Annotated in this window: 13 protein-coding genes; 5 read left to right on the forward strand and 8 right to left on the reverse strand. The window is 39.9% G+C overall.

Annotated elements, in window-relative coordinates; translation table 11 throughout:
- Nucleotides 1–179: 179 nt before the first annotated feature.
- On the forward strand, nt 180–641 hold the full coding sequence (locus tag BFP71_RS05395; RefSeq protein ID WP_141719681.1) for a ComF family protein: 462 nt from the start codon (nt 180–182) through the stop codon (nt 639–641).
- Between the two features lie 48 nt (nt 642–689).
- On the opposite strand, the gene BFP71_RS05400 is transcribed toward BFP71_RS05395, so the two are convergent.
- Nucleotides 690–2,213: an SUMF1/EgtB/PvdO family nonheme iron enzyme gene (locus BFP71_RS05400; RefSeq protein ID WP_069834405.1), complete on the reverse strand. Its 1,524-nt coding sequence runs from the start codon at nt 2,211–2,213 to the stop codon at nt 690–692.
- Between the two features lie 309 nt (nt 2,214–2,522).
- Between BFP71_RS05400 and BFP71_RS05405 the strand changes: the two genes are divergently transcribed.
- The 3 genes from BFP71_RS05405 to BFP71_RS05415 are packed head-to-tail and all read left to right on the forward strand — an operon-like array spanning nt 2,523 to nt 5,002.
- Nucleotides 2,523–3,674 carry a sensor histidine kinase gene (locus tag BFP71_RS05405; protein WP_069834406.1) on the forward strand — a complete coding sequence of 384 codons (1,152 nt, stop codon included), beginning with the start codon at nt 2,523–2,525 and terminating at the stop codon, nt 3,672–3,674.
- Between the two features lie 15 nt (nt 3,675–3,689).
- Complete coding sequence (locus tag BFP71_RS05410) at nt 3,690–4,415, forward strand: LytR/AlgR family response regulator transcription factor (protein ID WP_069834407.1); 726 nt, start codon at nt 3,690–3,692, stop codon at nt 4,413–4,415.
- A complete protein-coding gene (locus tag BFP71_RS05415; RefSeq protein WP_069834408.1) occupies nt 4,415–5,002 on the forward strand; it encodes a hypothetical protein in 588 nt (195 codons plus the stop codon). Before BFP71_RS05410 ends, BFP71_RS05415 begins: the two co-directional genes overlap by 1 nt.
- Here the strand turns inward: BFP71_RS05415 and mfd are convergent.
- Nucleotides 4,980–8,333, reverse strand: coding sequence for a transcription-repair coupling factor (gene mfd, locus BFP71_RS05420; protein WP_069834409.1), 3,354 nt, complete (start codon nt 8,331–8,333; stop codon nt 4,980–4,982). The two genes, BFP71_RS05415 and mfd, sit on opposite strands and share 23 nt — an antisense overlap.
- Nucleotides 8,334–8,464: 131 nt before the next feature.
- On the opposite strand from mfd, the gene BFP71_RS05425 reads away from it, so the two are divergent.
- Entirely contained in the window at nt 8,465–9,091 is a 627-nt protein-coding gene (locus BFP71_RS05425; RefSeq protein ID WP_069834410.1) for a cytochrome c oxidase subunit 3, read from the forward strand.
- Here the strand turns inward: BFP71_RS05425 and BFP71_RS05430 are convergent.
- From BFP71_RS05430 to BFP71_RS05455, 6 genes are all read right to left on the reverse strand, one after another.
- The gene (locus BFP71_RS05430; RefSeq protein WP_069834411.1) at nt 9,081–9,332 is read right to left on the reverse strand and encodes a hypothetical protein; all 252 of its coding nucleotides are present in this window, start codon (nt 9,330–9,332) and stop codon (nt 9,081–9,083) included. The two genes, BFP71_RS05425 and BFP71_RS05430, sit on opposite strands and share 11 nt — an antisense overlap.
- 5 nt (nt 9,333–9,337) lie before the next feature.
- Nucleotides 9,338–10,012 carry a hypothetical protein gene (locus BFP71_RS05435; protein WP_141719682.1) on the reverse strand — a complete coding sequence of 225 codons (675 nt, stop codon included), beginning with the start codon at nt 10,010–10,012 and terminating at the stop codon, nt 9,338–9,340.
- Nucleotides 10,013–10,184: 172 nt separating this feature from the next.
- Nucleotides 10,185–11,408: a hypothetical protein gene (locus tag BFP71_RS05440; RefSeq protein ID WP_141719683.1), complete on the reverse strand. Its 1,224-nt coding sequence runs from the start codon at nt 11,406–11,408 to the stop codon at nt 10,185–10,187.
- Between the two features lie 148 nt (nt 11,409–11,556).
- Nucleotides 11,557–12,318, reverse strand: a complete 762-nt coding sequence (locus BFP71_RS05445; RefSeq protein WP_069834414.1) for a LytR/AlgR family response regulator transcription factor — start codon at nt 12,316–12,318, stop codon at nt 11,557–11,559.
- Between the two features lie 3 nt (nt 12,319–12,321).
- Entirely contained in the window at nt 12,322–13,341 is a 1,020-nt protein-coding gene (locus BFP71_RS05450) for a sensor histidine kinase (RefSeq protein WP_088124884.1), read from the reverse strand.
- A 9-nt stretch (nt 13,342–13,350) separates the two neighbouring features.
- Nucleotides 13,351–14,712 (reverse strand): hypothetical protein, encoded by a 1,362-nt coding sequence (locus BFP71_RS05455; protein ID WP_069834415.1) that lies wholly within the window; start codon nt 14,710–14,712, stop codon nt 13,351–13,353.
- Nucleotides 14,713–14,738: the final 26 nt, after the last annotated feature.

A 14,738-nucleotide genomic window follows, 5' to 3' on the forward strand; every position in this document is an offset into this window, starting at 1 on the left:
GTGTGGGTTGCGAAGACCTGTTGCCATCAAGCAACAAATATATTTGTCCCAAATGTCTTTACAATTTACCGAAAACCAATTCTCACCAGCTCGAAGTTCCTGAGTTTGAAAATAAATTTTCAGGTATTGTCAGGTTAGAGCATGTTTTGGTCTATTGCTATTTCAATAAACACGGTTTGGTGCAGAAGATTCTCAAGGCATTAAAGTATGGCGATCAGCCAGGAATAGGCGAGGAATTGGGCAGTAGATATGGTAATGAACTGGCCTTAGCTGGTTTTGAAGGGGAGTTTGATATCATTGTGCCGGTGCCTATACATCATAAAAGGCTTCAAACTAGAGGTTATAATCAAAGCGAGTATTTTGCGATGGGTTTATCGAAGGCCTTAAGTGTACCAATGAATACGAGTGAATTCGTAAAAAAGAAACACATTGATTCCCTTACTAAGCAATCAAAAATTAACCGTATTGCGAGTGTGGATGATGTCTTTTCGGTAATAGATGGGCATTCTTTTGAAGGAAAAAGAATTCTATTAGTTGATGATGTTGTGACTACTGGTTCAACGCTTATCGCTTGCATTGAATCATTGGAAAAGGCTAATCCAAAGGCGATTAGTATCGCTACTATAGGTGGGTTGAAATAAAAAAAGCACTAACCGAGTAGGCTAGTGCTTCTTTGATCGTTTCTTTAATTATTTCTTGATGTCGTCTCCGATTGAAATCATTGCACAACGGAATCCGATCGTACTGCTTGCTCGGTCCATATCGGTAAACCTTCTCGTACCAGGAGCCATCCAGTAGGCAACATCTTTCCAAGAACCACCTTTGTAGACTTTTGAGCGATCATTTACTAGCGATCGGTACTCTAGTTGAGGGTTGTAAGAGATACTATCAGCCACTTGGCTCGATTGCCAGCCATAGTTTTCTTCTGAGTCGCCAGTACCATCTTTTCTCACGGGGTTTAAATCATCAAACTCTCCAAAAGAAAGTGGTCGATAGGTGTCGAAAACCCACTCACTCACGTTTCCAGCCATGTTAAATAGGTTGAAATCGTTTGGTTCTCTTTGGCCTACTTTTTCTGGAATTGACGAACCATCGTTATTCGTGTTTCCTGCGATACCGGCATAATCTCCTCGGCCTCTTTTAAAGTTGGCTAATTGCTTTCCTCTACGCTTACCAAACGGGTTTCGCGTACTTCTGCCATCCCAAGGGTAAATACGACCATACTCTTCATTTTCATCTAAGTATACCGTACCGATAGTTGCTTTTGCTGCATATTCCCATTCTGCCTCATTTGGAAGACGGAATTGCGGTAAGTAAATACCTCTTTCTATAAACTCACGCTTGTTTAGTGGATCGTTGATGAATTCGACAACCTCTTGTTGGAAATCATCAAAGTCTTCTACAGAGATTACTTGCTTTTCACCGTTGTTATCCCCGATTATTTGTCCACCAATGGCCAATTCTGGATCACCAGTAGTTTCGTTGATTACGATGAACTCTTCTTGGAAAGCCAATGGAAGATCTTCAAAGTCCATTTCAAAGATGAGGCTAAGGTTTACATTGTCCGTACGCCATTTAGCGAAATCAACCACTTGTCTCCAAGAAACACCTACTACGGGATAATCATTGTAACCTGGGTTACTGTAGTAATTTTCCGCATAAACATCGTTAAATGAAAAGCTACTCGTCCAAACGTTATCATCAGGTATAATATCTTCCATCATTTTTGGACTACTAATGCTGTGCGTAGGTCCAGTATAATCAGGTAAGAATGGCTCTGGTGGCTCGGCTAAATCCGCAGCACCCTTGGAGTTAGGATTTTCAATTTCAATATTCTTCGGAAGATCTAATACCTGAGGGTTGTATTGGTAGAACACATATTCTCTCCATTGAGAGTTTGTGATTTCAGTTTCATCCATCCAGAAAGAATTGACTGTTACCGTTCTTTCTATGTTATCCCTAGAGCCATAAAGGTCCTCTTCAAAAGAACCTAGAACAGTTCTACCTCCTTGTACATACACCATTCCCGGAGGGTTCGGAAGTCTTCTGTCGTCATAAGGCTTAAAACCGAGGTTGCTCTTTCTGGTACCATAAGCAGCACCTGTTGTGCTACTTACTCTTTGCTTCTTACCAAAAATAGAGCAGGCACTTACTGAAAACATAATCAGAAGTCCCAAGGAACCTACTTTTATGAAACCTACTAGATTTTTCATTTTTTAATATTTTGTATTCTCAGGTGAAAGTTGAACGTGCTAATATACAGCTATAGTCATAATGTCACAAAACCAAAAACCTGATTCAATGTTCAAAACGCATTTTTATAACGCTTATTTTCAGGGAGTGCAGGAAATTGTATCTGTTTAACTTATTGTTAGTTACTAAAATTGTATTGGTGAACGAATAACGTACTTTCACTGCCTAACATTGTAAAATTAAACCGCATATATGTCACTTGGTCATTCCATATGACCTTTCAGTCAACAGATAAACGACGATCGGTAAGAATATTCTTTATTTGAATTATGAACAAAACTAAACTGTATTGGCTGCTACAGTTTGGAGGCTGGGGCGGACTTATGCTTACCAGTTTCCTTGTAATGGTATTGCTCCTTCCGACATTACCTGCCTTGGTTATCAATACGGCGATAGTATTTTTAGCCGTATTTGTGAGTCATCGGTACCGAGTTTATGTCAAAAAAAGGAATTGGAAGGACTTGCGTGTACCAGTCCTCGTTCCCAAGGTATTCGTTGCCAGTGTAGTACAGGGAATTGTACTTTCCGTACTAAGTCTACTAATCGTGGTGGGTATTATTACAGTACTGGCCGTTACGCACCCGGCATTGCTCGATAAACTGCTAAGTGTTCCAGAAATTGACGGCTTAGACGAGTCAACCCAAGAAATCATAAGACAAGCTACTTTGGATTCATACTCTGGAAACCGAATCATAGTATTTGCCATAAGCTTTGTTATTAGCAATACCATCTACTTTATCAGTTGGTCGGCCATATATTTTGCCTATCAGTTCATTCTGAAGGCGCGTGAGATGGAAATTGAAAAATGGAAGCTTTCGGCGTCTGTAAAGGATGCAGAACTAAGTACGCTTAAGGCTCAAATCAATCCACACTTTATTTTTAATAGTTTAAATAATATTAGGTCCCTTGTAGTTGAAGATGCCGACCGGGCACGTGACTCTATCACTCATTTATCAGACTTGTTACGGTTTTCCATTCAATTCGATCAGTACGAGAAGGTTTCTTTAGAAAAGGAATTGGAAGTGGTGGAAGACTACCTGAATTTGGAAGCCATCCAACTGGAAGAGAGGCTACGGTATAGTTTTAACATAGATGAGGAGGCAAAAGAAGTATTAATTCCTCCGATGATCATTCAAACATTGGTTGAAAACGCTATAAAGCACAGTATAAATAACCTTCCTGATGGCGGAGAGATCATTGTTTCCACTCGAATTGATGAGGAAAGCATGAGTATTTATGTGAAAAACACGGGTCAGTTGAATATGAAGGCCTCTGTAGAGGGTAAAAAGAAACGTCGTGGAATAGGGATAAGTAATTCCAGAGAGCGATTGAGACTTTTGTATGGGCAGGAAGCTCGGTTAGCAGTTGAAAATATGAACGAACAAATGGTGTGCGCTACAGTAAGGATACCATTTAAGTAATAGATAAATTAAGGCATGAAAACACTAATTATAGACGATTCAAGGTTAGCAAGAAACGAGTTAAAAAGGCTTTTGAAGGAATTTGACAATGTTCAGATCATTGGTGAGGCTGCTAGTGCCGATGAAGCCAAAGAAAAGATTGGTGAGTTAAAACCAGATTTGATTTTTCTGGATATTCAAATGCCTGGAAAAAATGGTTTTCAGTTGCTAGAAGAACTAGAGGTGTTGCCAGAAGTAATCTTCTCTACGGCTTACGACGAACATGCGCTGAAAGCTTTTGAATATAATGCACTTGACTATTTGGTTAAGCCAGTACAAAAGCAGCGATTAGCTGGGTCTGTAGCGAAGGTTTTCGACAAGATCAAGAAGAAAGAAGCGGACCAGAATGAAAACAATGACAATTTATTGACGATCCACGATCAAGTGTTTGTGAAGGATGGTGAGAGATGTTGGTTCGTGCAGTTATCGGATATAAGGTTATTTGAGGTAAGTGGTAATTATACAACGGTTTACTTCGACACATCTAAGCCGATGATCACCAGAACGTTGAACTATTTAGAATCTCGATTAGATGACAAAACGTTCTTTAGAGCAAACAGACAGCAAATCATTAACCTAAAGTGGATTGAAAGAATAGAGCCTTGGTTTAGCGGAAGTTTACGAATTTACCTGAAAGGTGGAGAGGAAATTGACGTTTCAAGAAGACAGACCCTGAAGTTTAAGGAGTTGATGAGTTTCTAATGAAATTAAATGCAAAAAGAGCGGTTCTAGAATTCACTTCTATCGTAGTAGCGGTGATATTGGCCATGTCGTTGAGCGAACTCCGACAAAACTATTTGAACGAACAGCTCGCGAAAAAGACATTTAAAAATATAGTGCTCGAAGTAGAGCATAATGAAGAACAACTCAAGCGAGACTCTGCCAAAATCGCAAAGGATTTGGCGTTTATACAAAAATGGGTTGAAGACGTAAGTGAGGATAAAAAGCCCGAGACTTTTAGTGCTGGTTTTAGCCTATCATTTCTAAACAGTTCTGCCATGGAGGTAGCTGAAATCAACCAATCCTTGGCTTTTTTGAGCATGGAACAGCATATGGACTTGGCGGATATTTATGCCGCGCAAGACTTTTACAGTGAACATGGCACTAAGATGTTCGATATTATGGGAGGGTTTGTAGGTCAAATGACCGAACCGAATCCTAAGGAAGTTCTACCGCACGTGCTTACGCTCAGGTTTCACTTAAGAATTATCTACAATACGATAAACGCTTATTTGGAACAATCTAGCACCTTTTTAGAGAATTATGCTACGGTGCTAGCATCTGATTGAGGAGCGCTTTTCCTTCGTCCACGGACTTAATTTCGTTGAAGGTTAAGATTAGCCTTGTTTTGTACTCCTTCATTTTGCTGGTTTTCGGTCTTTTTTGAACGAAGGCAAGGATTTTTCCAAATGTGGGAGATTGGAAGTATGCCTCGTTGTCCGACGGAAGGAAATAGCATTTCATAGCCTCGTTTTTCAAAACTACCTTTTCGAAACCGAGCTGTTCGGCCAGCCACCTTAACCTGACGGTTTCCACTAAGTCAACCACAGCTGTAGGTAGGTTACCAAACCTATCCTGAATGTTATTGATGAACTCCTGAAGCTTTTCTTCATTTTTAATACTATCCAACTTAGAATAAAGGCTGAGTCTTTCGGATATGTTGGAAACATAGGAGTCAGGAATCAGGATTTCCAAATCCGTTTCAATGGTACAGTCTTGGGCCACAATTTTAGCGGCCTCTTTTACCAGATCTTTCTCAAAAAGAGACTTGAACTCATTTTCTTTTAGTTCTTGAACAGCCTCATCCAGGATTTTATGGTACATGTCGAAACCAAGGTCCGAAATAAAACCACTTTGTTCGGCCCCGAGTAAATTACCCGCACCGCGGATATCTAAGTCGCGCATGGCCACCTTAAAGCCATCACCTAAATCAGAAAATTCCTCTAATGCACTGAGCCTTTTTCTGGCTTCGCTTGTAAGTCCAATGGTAGGAGGAGTCAATAGATAGCAGAAAGCCTTTCGGTTAGATCGTCCTACACGACCTCGCATTTGGTGCAAATCAGAAAGACCGAACATGTGTGCATGATTGATAATGATCGTATTGGCATTCGGAATATCCAGGCCTGATTCAATGATATTTGTTGAAACGAGTACGTCATATTCACCTTCGATGAACTTGACCATACGCTTTTCTAAAACGCTTCCGTCCATTTGGCCATGGGCAATACCGATTCGGGCATCTGGGACTAATTTTAGAATAATATTACCGATTTGCTCTATATCGTTGATTCGATTGTGAACTACGAAAACTTGACCACCACGCCTCAGCTCAAAGCTAATTGCGTCTCTCATGATGACCTCGTTAAAAGAATGAATCTCGGTGGTTACTGGCTGCCTATTTGGTGGAGGAGTGGCAATCACGCTCAAATCTCGAGCACCCATGAGTGAAAAATGAAGTGTTCTCGGAATTGGTGTCGCTGTGAGCGTTAGTACGTCAACATTGACCCTAAATTCTTTCAACTTGTCTTTCACCTTTACACCGAACTTCTGTTCCTCGTCAATTACTAATAGGCCTAAATCTTTGAAAGACACGTCTTTGTTGACAATTCTATGCGTACCGATCAGTATTTCGGTTTTACCCTCTTTTACCCGTTCTAAAGTCTCTCTTATTTCTTTGGCTGTCTTAAATCGGTTGATGTATTCTACCTTAATTGGGAAGTTGCTCAAGCGCTCGGCAAAGGTCCTGTAGTGCTGCATGGCCAAGATAGTTGTTGGCACAAGTACTGCGACTTGTTTTCCGTTCACTGCGGCTTTAAAGGCGGCACGAATTGCTACTTCCGTCTTGCCAAAACCGACATCGCCACAAACCAATCTGTCCATTGGGTGCGAAAGCTCCATGTCATGTTTAACATGTTCTGTTGCTAGGGCTTGGTCTGGTGTGTCTTCGTAAATAAAGGAAGATTCGAGTTCGGCCTGTAGAAAGCCATCTTGGGAGAAAGCGAAACCAGGGGCATTTTTTCTTTTCGAATAAAGACTGATCAGATCCTTGGCAATGTCTTTTACTTTTCCCTTAACCCGTTTCTTTTTGTTTTCCCATTCTGGGCTACCCAGTTTACTCATGGACGGCGCCATGCCCTCTTTGCCCGTATATTTAGATATTTTGTGCAGAGCGTGTAAACTGACATAGAGCAAATCATCATCGCGATAAACCAGCCTAATGGATTCTTGGAGCTTTCCGTTGACCTCCTTTTTTTCCATACCCACAAAACGGCCGACGCCATGATCTATATGGGTAACATAGTCTCCTGGCTGGAGCGATCGTAGCTCTTTTAGCGTAAGGGCCTTTGACTTAGAGTGTTTTGTTTTGGTTTTGTACTTGTGAAAACGATCAAAAAGTTGATGATCTGTGTAGCAAAGAACCTCCCTGGTTTTATCAATAAAGCCTTGCCGAAGTCCGATGTTCAAAGACTGGATCTTGAGGGTTGGATCAAGCTCCAGAAAGATAGTTTCCAGCCTGTTGATCTGATTGAGTGATTCGGCAGCGATACATAGCATTGTGTTTTGTAACTGCCATTTCCCTAGGTTTTCAGTAATCTTATCAAAGTTCTTATTGAAAGATTGCTGTGCCTCTACGTCGAAATCGAAAGCAAAATCAGGTTGCATGTAGTTCCTACTGCCAAACTCCACTTGTGCATAACCGTGAATATCGGAAATGAAAGAATCAGCATTCTCGAATAAAGAGCTCGGGCTTAAGACGACTTGCGTATCTGTTACTGACAGTACTTCGTCGAAGTTTTCTGTCGCTTTGGCAAAGTACTTATCTATGGTATCAAGGGTTTGTTGATAATCCTTGAACCAGATTTTAGTATTGTTTGGCAGAAAGCTTGGAAAAGACTGCCTAGTCTCTTCTAATAATCTGGTTTGCACGTTAGGAATAATGTTGATTTCCTTAATGCTGTCTTCACTCAGCTGGGAGACTGGGTCGAAAGTTCTAATGCTTTCTATTTCATTGCCGAAAAGCTCAATTCTATAAGGTAAGTCGTGGGCATAGGAATATACGTCTACAATGCCACCACGCACTGAAAATTGACCTGCTTCATAAACAAAGTCATTTTTCTCAAAATCATAAGTCGCCAAGAGATCCGAAAGGAAGGCAACGTCAAGCTGTTCGCCTACCTTGGCAGAAAACGTATTACTAGAAAGTGCTTTTTTGTTAATAACCTTTTCGGTGAGGGCTTCCGGATAAGTCACCACTAGTTCACCTGTAGAGGCTTTGTGGTTAATTCTATTGAGAATTTCTGCCCGCATTAAAATGTTGGCATTTTCGGTCTCATCGAATTGGTAAGGGCGTTTATAAGAAGTTGGGAAGAGGAGAACCTCTTTTTCTCCCATTAAATTTTGAAGGTCATTATGGAAATAGGCAGCCTCCTCTTTATCGTGAAGTACAAAGACATTCGTCTGCTTTGTCAGCTGATAAGTGGCCGCCGCCACTACAGCATCCAGGCTGCCTACCAGTCCCTTAAGCCTAAGCCTTGACGACTGATTTGGCTTTATTCTTTCCGCAATGGTCTGAATAAGCGCATCCTCTTTATAAACCTTTATGAAATCTTTAACCTTCAATGAATCTCGCTAGAGTGGGCAGCAAATGTAGTATATTTTGGTCTTAAGCACATGAGGCGTTAATTGCCTTTGAAAGAAATAATTGTTGCTAAACTAAACCCTTTCGTTTATCTAGTTGTTACGAACGGCGAATGAAAAAGGAAAAGCGGCGTGTTGACTTAAGAAAAGAGGCTTTCAAACGTATTGAAAGCATGCATCCTCACATGGTATTGCTCTATGTGAGTATGATTGGGAGTGCCATTATTTTTCTTTTCACTATAGTGGCATTTACTGTATCTAGGCCTGCTGACGCTGATTTTCTGACGATTAACTTCCCAAAGTCTTTTATCATCAGTACGTTCGTTTTACTGCTATCGAGTTTTACGGTTTCGAAGGTTTTACCAGCCTATGAAAAGGACGATTTAGATGAGGTAAAGAAGTGGCTTGGCTTTACTCTTTTGCTGGGTTTTGCTTTCTCGCTATCCCAACTCACGGGATGGAAGGAGCTACAGTCTTATAATATCCTGTTTACTGGGCATCGGTCTGGGGCTTATTTATATGTTATTTCTGGCTTACATGTTTTACATATGGCAGGCGTTATGATTTTCGCGGTTGTTCTTTTGCTAGAATGCCATAAAACATCACAAGATGCAGTCAAGCATCTAATGTATTCCACGAACCCGTACCAGAAGGTTAAGCTAAAGATTCTAACAGACTTTTGGCATTTTGCAGATGCTGTTTGGATTGTTCTTTTCTTCTATTTCCTATTTAGCTTTTAGACTGAAGTAGCTGTTTTAAATCTTTGAAAAACTTACCCACAACCTTGGGTATAGAAACACCGATTTTCTGTAAACCAATATTCAATACGGCAAACCAGATCATAAATAGGATGATCATTACCGCAATGACTATATTATTGAATTGTGGCTCTACTGCGTTGACCTCTACTGTTTGGGAAATGTCATTATTTTGGAAAAAACCTATCAATGAATGATCGGTGGGGTAATGGAGTTTACTCATGTCTTTTATCGAATATTTACAGCATTCGAAGTTTTTATTCTGTTTCTAATAACCAGTAAAGCTTTTGTAATCCGATTCAAAATATAAATCGTGGGTCCAATAACAGGGGTAATGAAAAGCACAATGAACAGCCAAATCCTGTTGATGTTCCTATGAAAGGACATTAAGAAAAATGAAACTATCATAAGAAAGAACTGATAGACATATAGTTTTCTCACGAAAATAAATGAACCACCAATTTCAGGCTTGTTATAGATAAAGCTTTCAATCTCAGGTTGGTTTGAGCCATCCGTGAAAAAGGCATTAAGCTCACCTTTGATGAATAAACTTTCAACAATGTTTAACCCGCTTATTCTTAATGAAACAGGTAGAGACCAATAAACGGTGTTTTCCTTCGAGTTCTGCGTTAACTGAAGACCTTGGTGGAATACTTCAATTCCGATGAGCAGGCCTGTTAATGTACTCACTATGGTGTCAAGCTTTATGCTGCCATTGTCTGTTTTCCTAAAAACTAATGATAGTCTCAAGTCAGTAAAGTCATCAACCATGAATGTGTGTTCATGTAAGTGAGCATCTTTAAATCCGTAAACCACACTACTCCAACCTTGGCCCTTGATTGAGGTCGTGCAGATTGATATGAATAGGACCCACGTCAAGAGCCTACTTAGAACAAACTTCATAATGGTCCTTTCTATTGATAAAGATATTAAACATAAATATAGGCAGAATATATTCTCCCTGAATTATAAAATATTATCAATCAAAATAAAAAAGGCCGCGTGACCAAACGCGACCTTCAGCAATTGACTTATGAAGAATTGTTTTTGACTTTTGGGCTCAGCCCTGAGTTTTTTAGTTAAAAGTGATTGACTTAACGTCTTCCCATGCTATGTACTTAGGATCTCCACTTCCTGAGAATACTAGTACACCGTCGTTGTCTTCGTTTACATCTCGAGCATCTCCGATTAATAGCTCTGTACCATTTTTCAGTACTACGCTCGAGTAATCATAATTTTTTGGAGTAATGCTTTTGATACTGCCCATGGTGATGATGAATTCAACATCGTCATCTTTTCCCTGAAGCATTTCATAAGAGTAAGCTTCGTCTAAATCGTAAGTGATATCTCCGCTTAATGTTTCACCATCTACAGTTGTTACTGTACCAGATAGTCTCTTTAGGTTGGCAAAACTCTTGTAGTTTTGAACGGTTTTCGGCGCATCTTTAAAAGTTACTTTTTTGAAATCTCTCCATGGAATATCAACTTGACCAAAGTCGGTACTCACAATGATTCCTCTATTTTCACCATTTACGTCGTTAGAACCTCTCAAGTATAACTCTCTACCTGATTTAGTGATTACGTTACTGCCACTACGTTCTCTTTCAATTGACTTAAGCTTGCCGAATTCGATTTTCACGTCACCATCTCTAGTATCGCCATCTAGGATGTCAGTTGATATTCTTTCGTCGTGATCCCACTCGATAAATCCAGTATACTCACCACCGTAAATTTCAACTGTACCGTAAAGAGGAGCGCCCATGGTTTCATCAAGTTTTGATGGTGTATCCATGAATTCGATTGTTTCAATTCTACTCCATCTGAAAGAACTTTTACCTAGCTCTTTGTCCATAATGTGAACCGTCGTGTTGAAGTCATTCGATCCATCTTTCACATAAACCGTTTCGCCATCACGCATGGTCATCTTTACTTCAGACCTTCTGTTAATCTCTATTTTAGAGATGTTACCGAATTGTGCTTGGAACTCGTGAGTGGTTTCGTAGTTGCTGTTGCTGTTCCAACTGATGTTGAAACCATTCCAGCTTCTTCTTTCCCTGTTCCTTAATTCTCTTCTGTCTTCTCTAGATAAGTATCTATAATTTTCGTTGTCTTCTTTGTTGCCGTTGAAGATGTCCACCCACATGGCTTCTTCATCGCCCCATCTAATTTGACCTGTATATGTATCACCGTCAATAGTTGTTAGTTTTCCGTAGATGAGTGCTTCATCTTGAGCGACAGCACTCATGGAACCTACCAAAGTGAAAACTGCTATTAAAGTGATTTTAAGTTTTGAGTTCATGACCTTTTTATGTTTTAGTTGTTTTCTCATTTTCGATACGTCAAATATGAAGACAACGGATAGGTTATGAAATCAATAGGGGTTCTATCGGGGCATTATTGAACTGAAACGGGCGCGCCTAATACCGAATCCGACAGCCTGATTCAGCTTACTGGTCTAACCAACGCTTGAAGAGAGGAGTTTTCTCACTACTCACCACTATATCCTGATCGATAGCAGGGTTCAACCCAAGCTTGACACGACCTTTGAAATAAGGGTGAATGTCTGTGACAGCATCAAAATGGACGAAGAACTTGCGGTTTACTCTGTAGAAATGCTTGGGGTCTAAGAGTGATTCTAATTCTTCTAGGGTCTGATCGATTGGTAATTTCTGGTTGTCAAAAGTGACCAGGTATGAAAGCTTATCTTGAGAGAAGAAATAAGCGACCTTTTCTATAGGAATGGCTTTAATTCGCTGCCCTAGCTTTACCAAAAACCTAGATTTGTACTCTTTCGAGGCGCCTGAAATCACAGCTCGAATTTCGTCCATATCAATCTTGCTGTTGTCTTCGGAAGCTTGCCTGTTATCGTATTTGTCGAGTGCGCTCGCTAGCTTTTCTTTTTGAATAGGTTTAAGTATGTAATCCACACTATTTACCTCAAATGCTTTGATCGCGTATTCGTCATAAGCTGTGGTAAATATTACAGGCGTCTTTACTTCAACCTGATCGAAGATTTCAAAGCTCGAGCCATCCAGTAGGTGTATATCGCTAATGATAAGGTCGGGGTGTTCGTTGTTCTGTAGCCATAATACAGCCGCTTCGATTGATTTCATGGCCGCAAGAATTTCGGCCTCAGGTTTCAGGCTCTTTAAAAGCTGGATCAATCGATCGGAGGCTAATTTTTCGTCTTCAAAAACAACTACATTCATAATTTACTGTGCCTCTAAGTCTACCAAAGGGATTTTAACAATAAAGTTATCGGGATTCTTAAACACCTGAACTTCCTTATCGGTAAAGTAAGAATATCTTTTCTTAATGTTATCCAGCCCGGTTTTCCCACTGTTCCTAGTTTCAACACGTTTTTCTCTCAGGTTGTTTTTAATCGTCAGATAACCGTTTTGACAAGAAATATGGATTTTCAGAGGTTTTACTTCGGATATGATGTTGTGTTTGATCGCGTTTTCTATCAGCATTTGCAGCGTTAGCGGTGGCAGATAAAGCGTGTGAGATTTACTTTCTATATCTATGAAAGTCTGGATAGTATCTTCGAACCTGATTTCTAATAGGTATAAGTAAGAAGCGATAAACCTAAGCTCTTCATTTAGTGTAACTAGTTCTTCTTTACTACTCTTGAGAATATTGCGGTAAACATCGGCAAATTTTTCTAAGTACGTCTGAGAAAGTTCAGTATCCACACTAATCAATGAGGATAGAATGTTCAAGTTGTTAAATAGAAAATGTGGGTCTAAGTGGTTTTTTAGTGTGGTGAGCTCTGCCCGAATGGTTTCTTTTTGAAAAGTTTCAGAGTTAACCTGCGCTGTCTTCCAGTTGCTAAGAAACTGTATGCCGAAGTTGATCGAAATGGTAGGTAAAAGTACTAGAAGCCCCAAAATATTCATCGATACTATTTGCGCTTCATTAGGCGGATCGGTTGTTAGGCCTAGTTTTAATATAAAGTAGCTTAGGTTAATAATAATGAGTGAAAGAAGAATTCCCACCCCCAATTGCCAATAGAAACGTTTATTGCCATGTTCTAGCCATGGCATACTTTTATCTAGTTTTCTGGTTAAAAAGTGATTGGAAATCCAAACCAATATAAGTGTGATAACTACCCAACTTGCAGTTAAATAGAGCTCTCTATCGGCGTTTGTAGCGTAAAGTGTTATAAAAACAGCAGCCGTTAGCACTACGCTAACGATCAACTGGTTTCTAATTTTTTTGGATAGTGTCACGGATACAAGTTAATCAAAAATGATTTCGTCGATCTTTGACCATTTGATATAGATTGGCTCTGCATTTTTTGAAGGGAAAACTAAGACTCCGGCATTATTCTCGCTCACATCTCTGTGGTCTCCAAGTAACAATCTTTCTCCGTTTTTAAGTTCTACCATAGAGTAGTTATAATTCTTTGGAATAATGCTCTTAATGTTTCTAAATACTATTTGAAATTCAGCCTCATCGTCGTTGGCATCCAACAGTTCGAATTCGTATGCTTCATCAAGATCAAATGCGATCAAACCATCATATTCGTCACCTTGAATTGTAATAACTTTTGCATTAAGACCTCTTGAAGGAAGAAAGTCGTCATAAGACATGCGCAAGCTTTCGTCATCCGAAATATTCAATTCAATGAAGTCTCTCCAGGCAATCTTTACTTGACCAACATCAGGGTCGTTTACGACTATACCGCGGTTTTCATTGTTTACGTCATTGCTACCCGTGAGATAAAGCGATCGGCCAGACTTTAGAGTCAGATCAACTCCATTTCTTTGTTTTACAATTTTTTGAATACTTCTAAAAGGAACCTTTTTGTCGCCATCTCTATCCTTACCGTCTAATACTTCTTCCAAGAAGCGCTCATCAGAATCCCACTCGATTTGACCTTTAAAAGTTCCTTTTCTGCCCGCATTTACAACACCATAGATCGGTTTACCAAACCCTTCTTCTTGGGTTTTAGGGGAAGCCATAAACTCGACTTTTTCAACACGGCCCCACGAAAGCATTACTTCGCCTAGCTCGAAATCGTAAACTCCAATACTTCCTCCAATATCTTCACTATTGCCAGCCTTGATCTCCATGGAGGTGCCATTTTTGAAAGTAACCATGGCTCGATCTCTCTTTACTGGCTCGATTGATTTTAGATCACCAAAACGGGCCTTAAACTCATGTGGGGTATCAGTAAATTTGTCAGCCCAAATACTTAGCACACCTAGATCAATATTTAACCAAGATCCACCGCTTTCTTCACCTTGCGAAAGTTCTTCGATTTCAGATTTTGACAGATATTTCAGCAGGTCGTTCGATGTTTTGGTGCCATTGAATACCTCTACCCAAAACACCTCTGCTTTTTGTGCATTTTTACTACCCCACCTAATAGGTCCAGTGTAAACGTCTCCACTGATCGTAGTGACTTTGCCATAGATAAAGCTGTTTTTCTGCGCATTGGATTGATTGCTAATAATGAGCAAACCAACCACGATGCCGATGAAGAGTAATATGCCTCTGACCATTTCCCTACTTAATTGATTCTGTCTATGCATACTACAAACGTATACTGCTGGTTGCTCAAATTGAACCGGATTAGGCCAAAGTAGTGCTTTCATATTCTGAATCGGGAAAATTAACGACT

The organism is Roseivirga misakiensis, from assembly GCF_001747105.1.
GTDB classification, from domain to species: Bacteria; Bacteroidota; Bacteroidia; order Cytophagales; family Cyclobacteriaceae; genus Roseivirga; species Roseivirga misakiensis.

Coding starts and splice junctions, on each gene's coding strand:
- BFP71_RS05400 (WP_069834405.1), bottom strand. CDS start 2,213: ATGAAAAATCTAGTAGGTTTCATAAAAGTAGGTTCCTTGGGACTTCTG.
- BFP71_RS05405 (WP_069834406.1), top strand. CDS start 2,523: ATGAACAAAACTAAACTGTATTGGCTGCTACAGTTTGGAGGCTGGGGC.
- BFP71_RS05410 (WP_069834407.1), top strand. CDS start 3,690: ATGAAAACACTAATTATAGACGATTCAAGGTTAGCAAGAAACGAGTTA.
- BFP71_RS05415 (WP_069834408.1), top strand. CDS start 4,415: ATGAAATTAAATGCAAAAAGAGCGGTTCTAGAATTCACTTCTATCGTA.
- BFP71_RS05425 (WP_069834410.1), top strand. CDS start 8,465: ATGAAAAAGGAAAAGCGGCGTGTTGACTTAAGAAAAGAGGCTTTCAAA.
- BFP71_RS05430 (WP_069834411.1), bottom strand. CDS start 9,332: ATGAGTAAACTCCATTACCCCACCGATCATTCATTGATAGGTTTTTTC.
- BFP71_RS05435 (WP_141719682.1), bottom strand. CDS start 10,012: ATGAAGTTTGTTCTAAGTAGGCTCTTGACGTGGGTCCTATTCATATCA.
- BFP71_RS05440 (WP_141719683.1), bottom strand. CDS start 11,408: ATGAACTCAAAACTTAAAATCACTTTAATAGCAGTTTTCACTTTGGTA.
- BFP71_RS05445 (WP_069834414.1), bottom strand. CDS start 12,318: ATGAATGTAGTTGTTTTTGAAGACGAAAAATTAGCCTCCGATCGATTG.
- BFP71_RS05455 (WP_069834415.1), bottom strand. CDS start 14,712: ATGAAAGCACTACTTTGGCCTAATCCGGTTCAATTTGAGCAACCAGCA.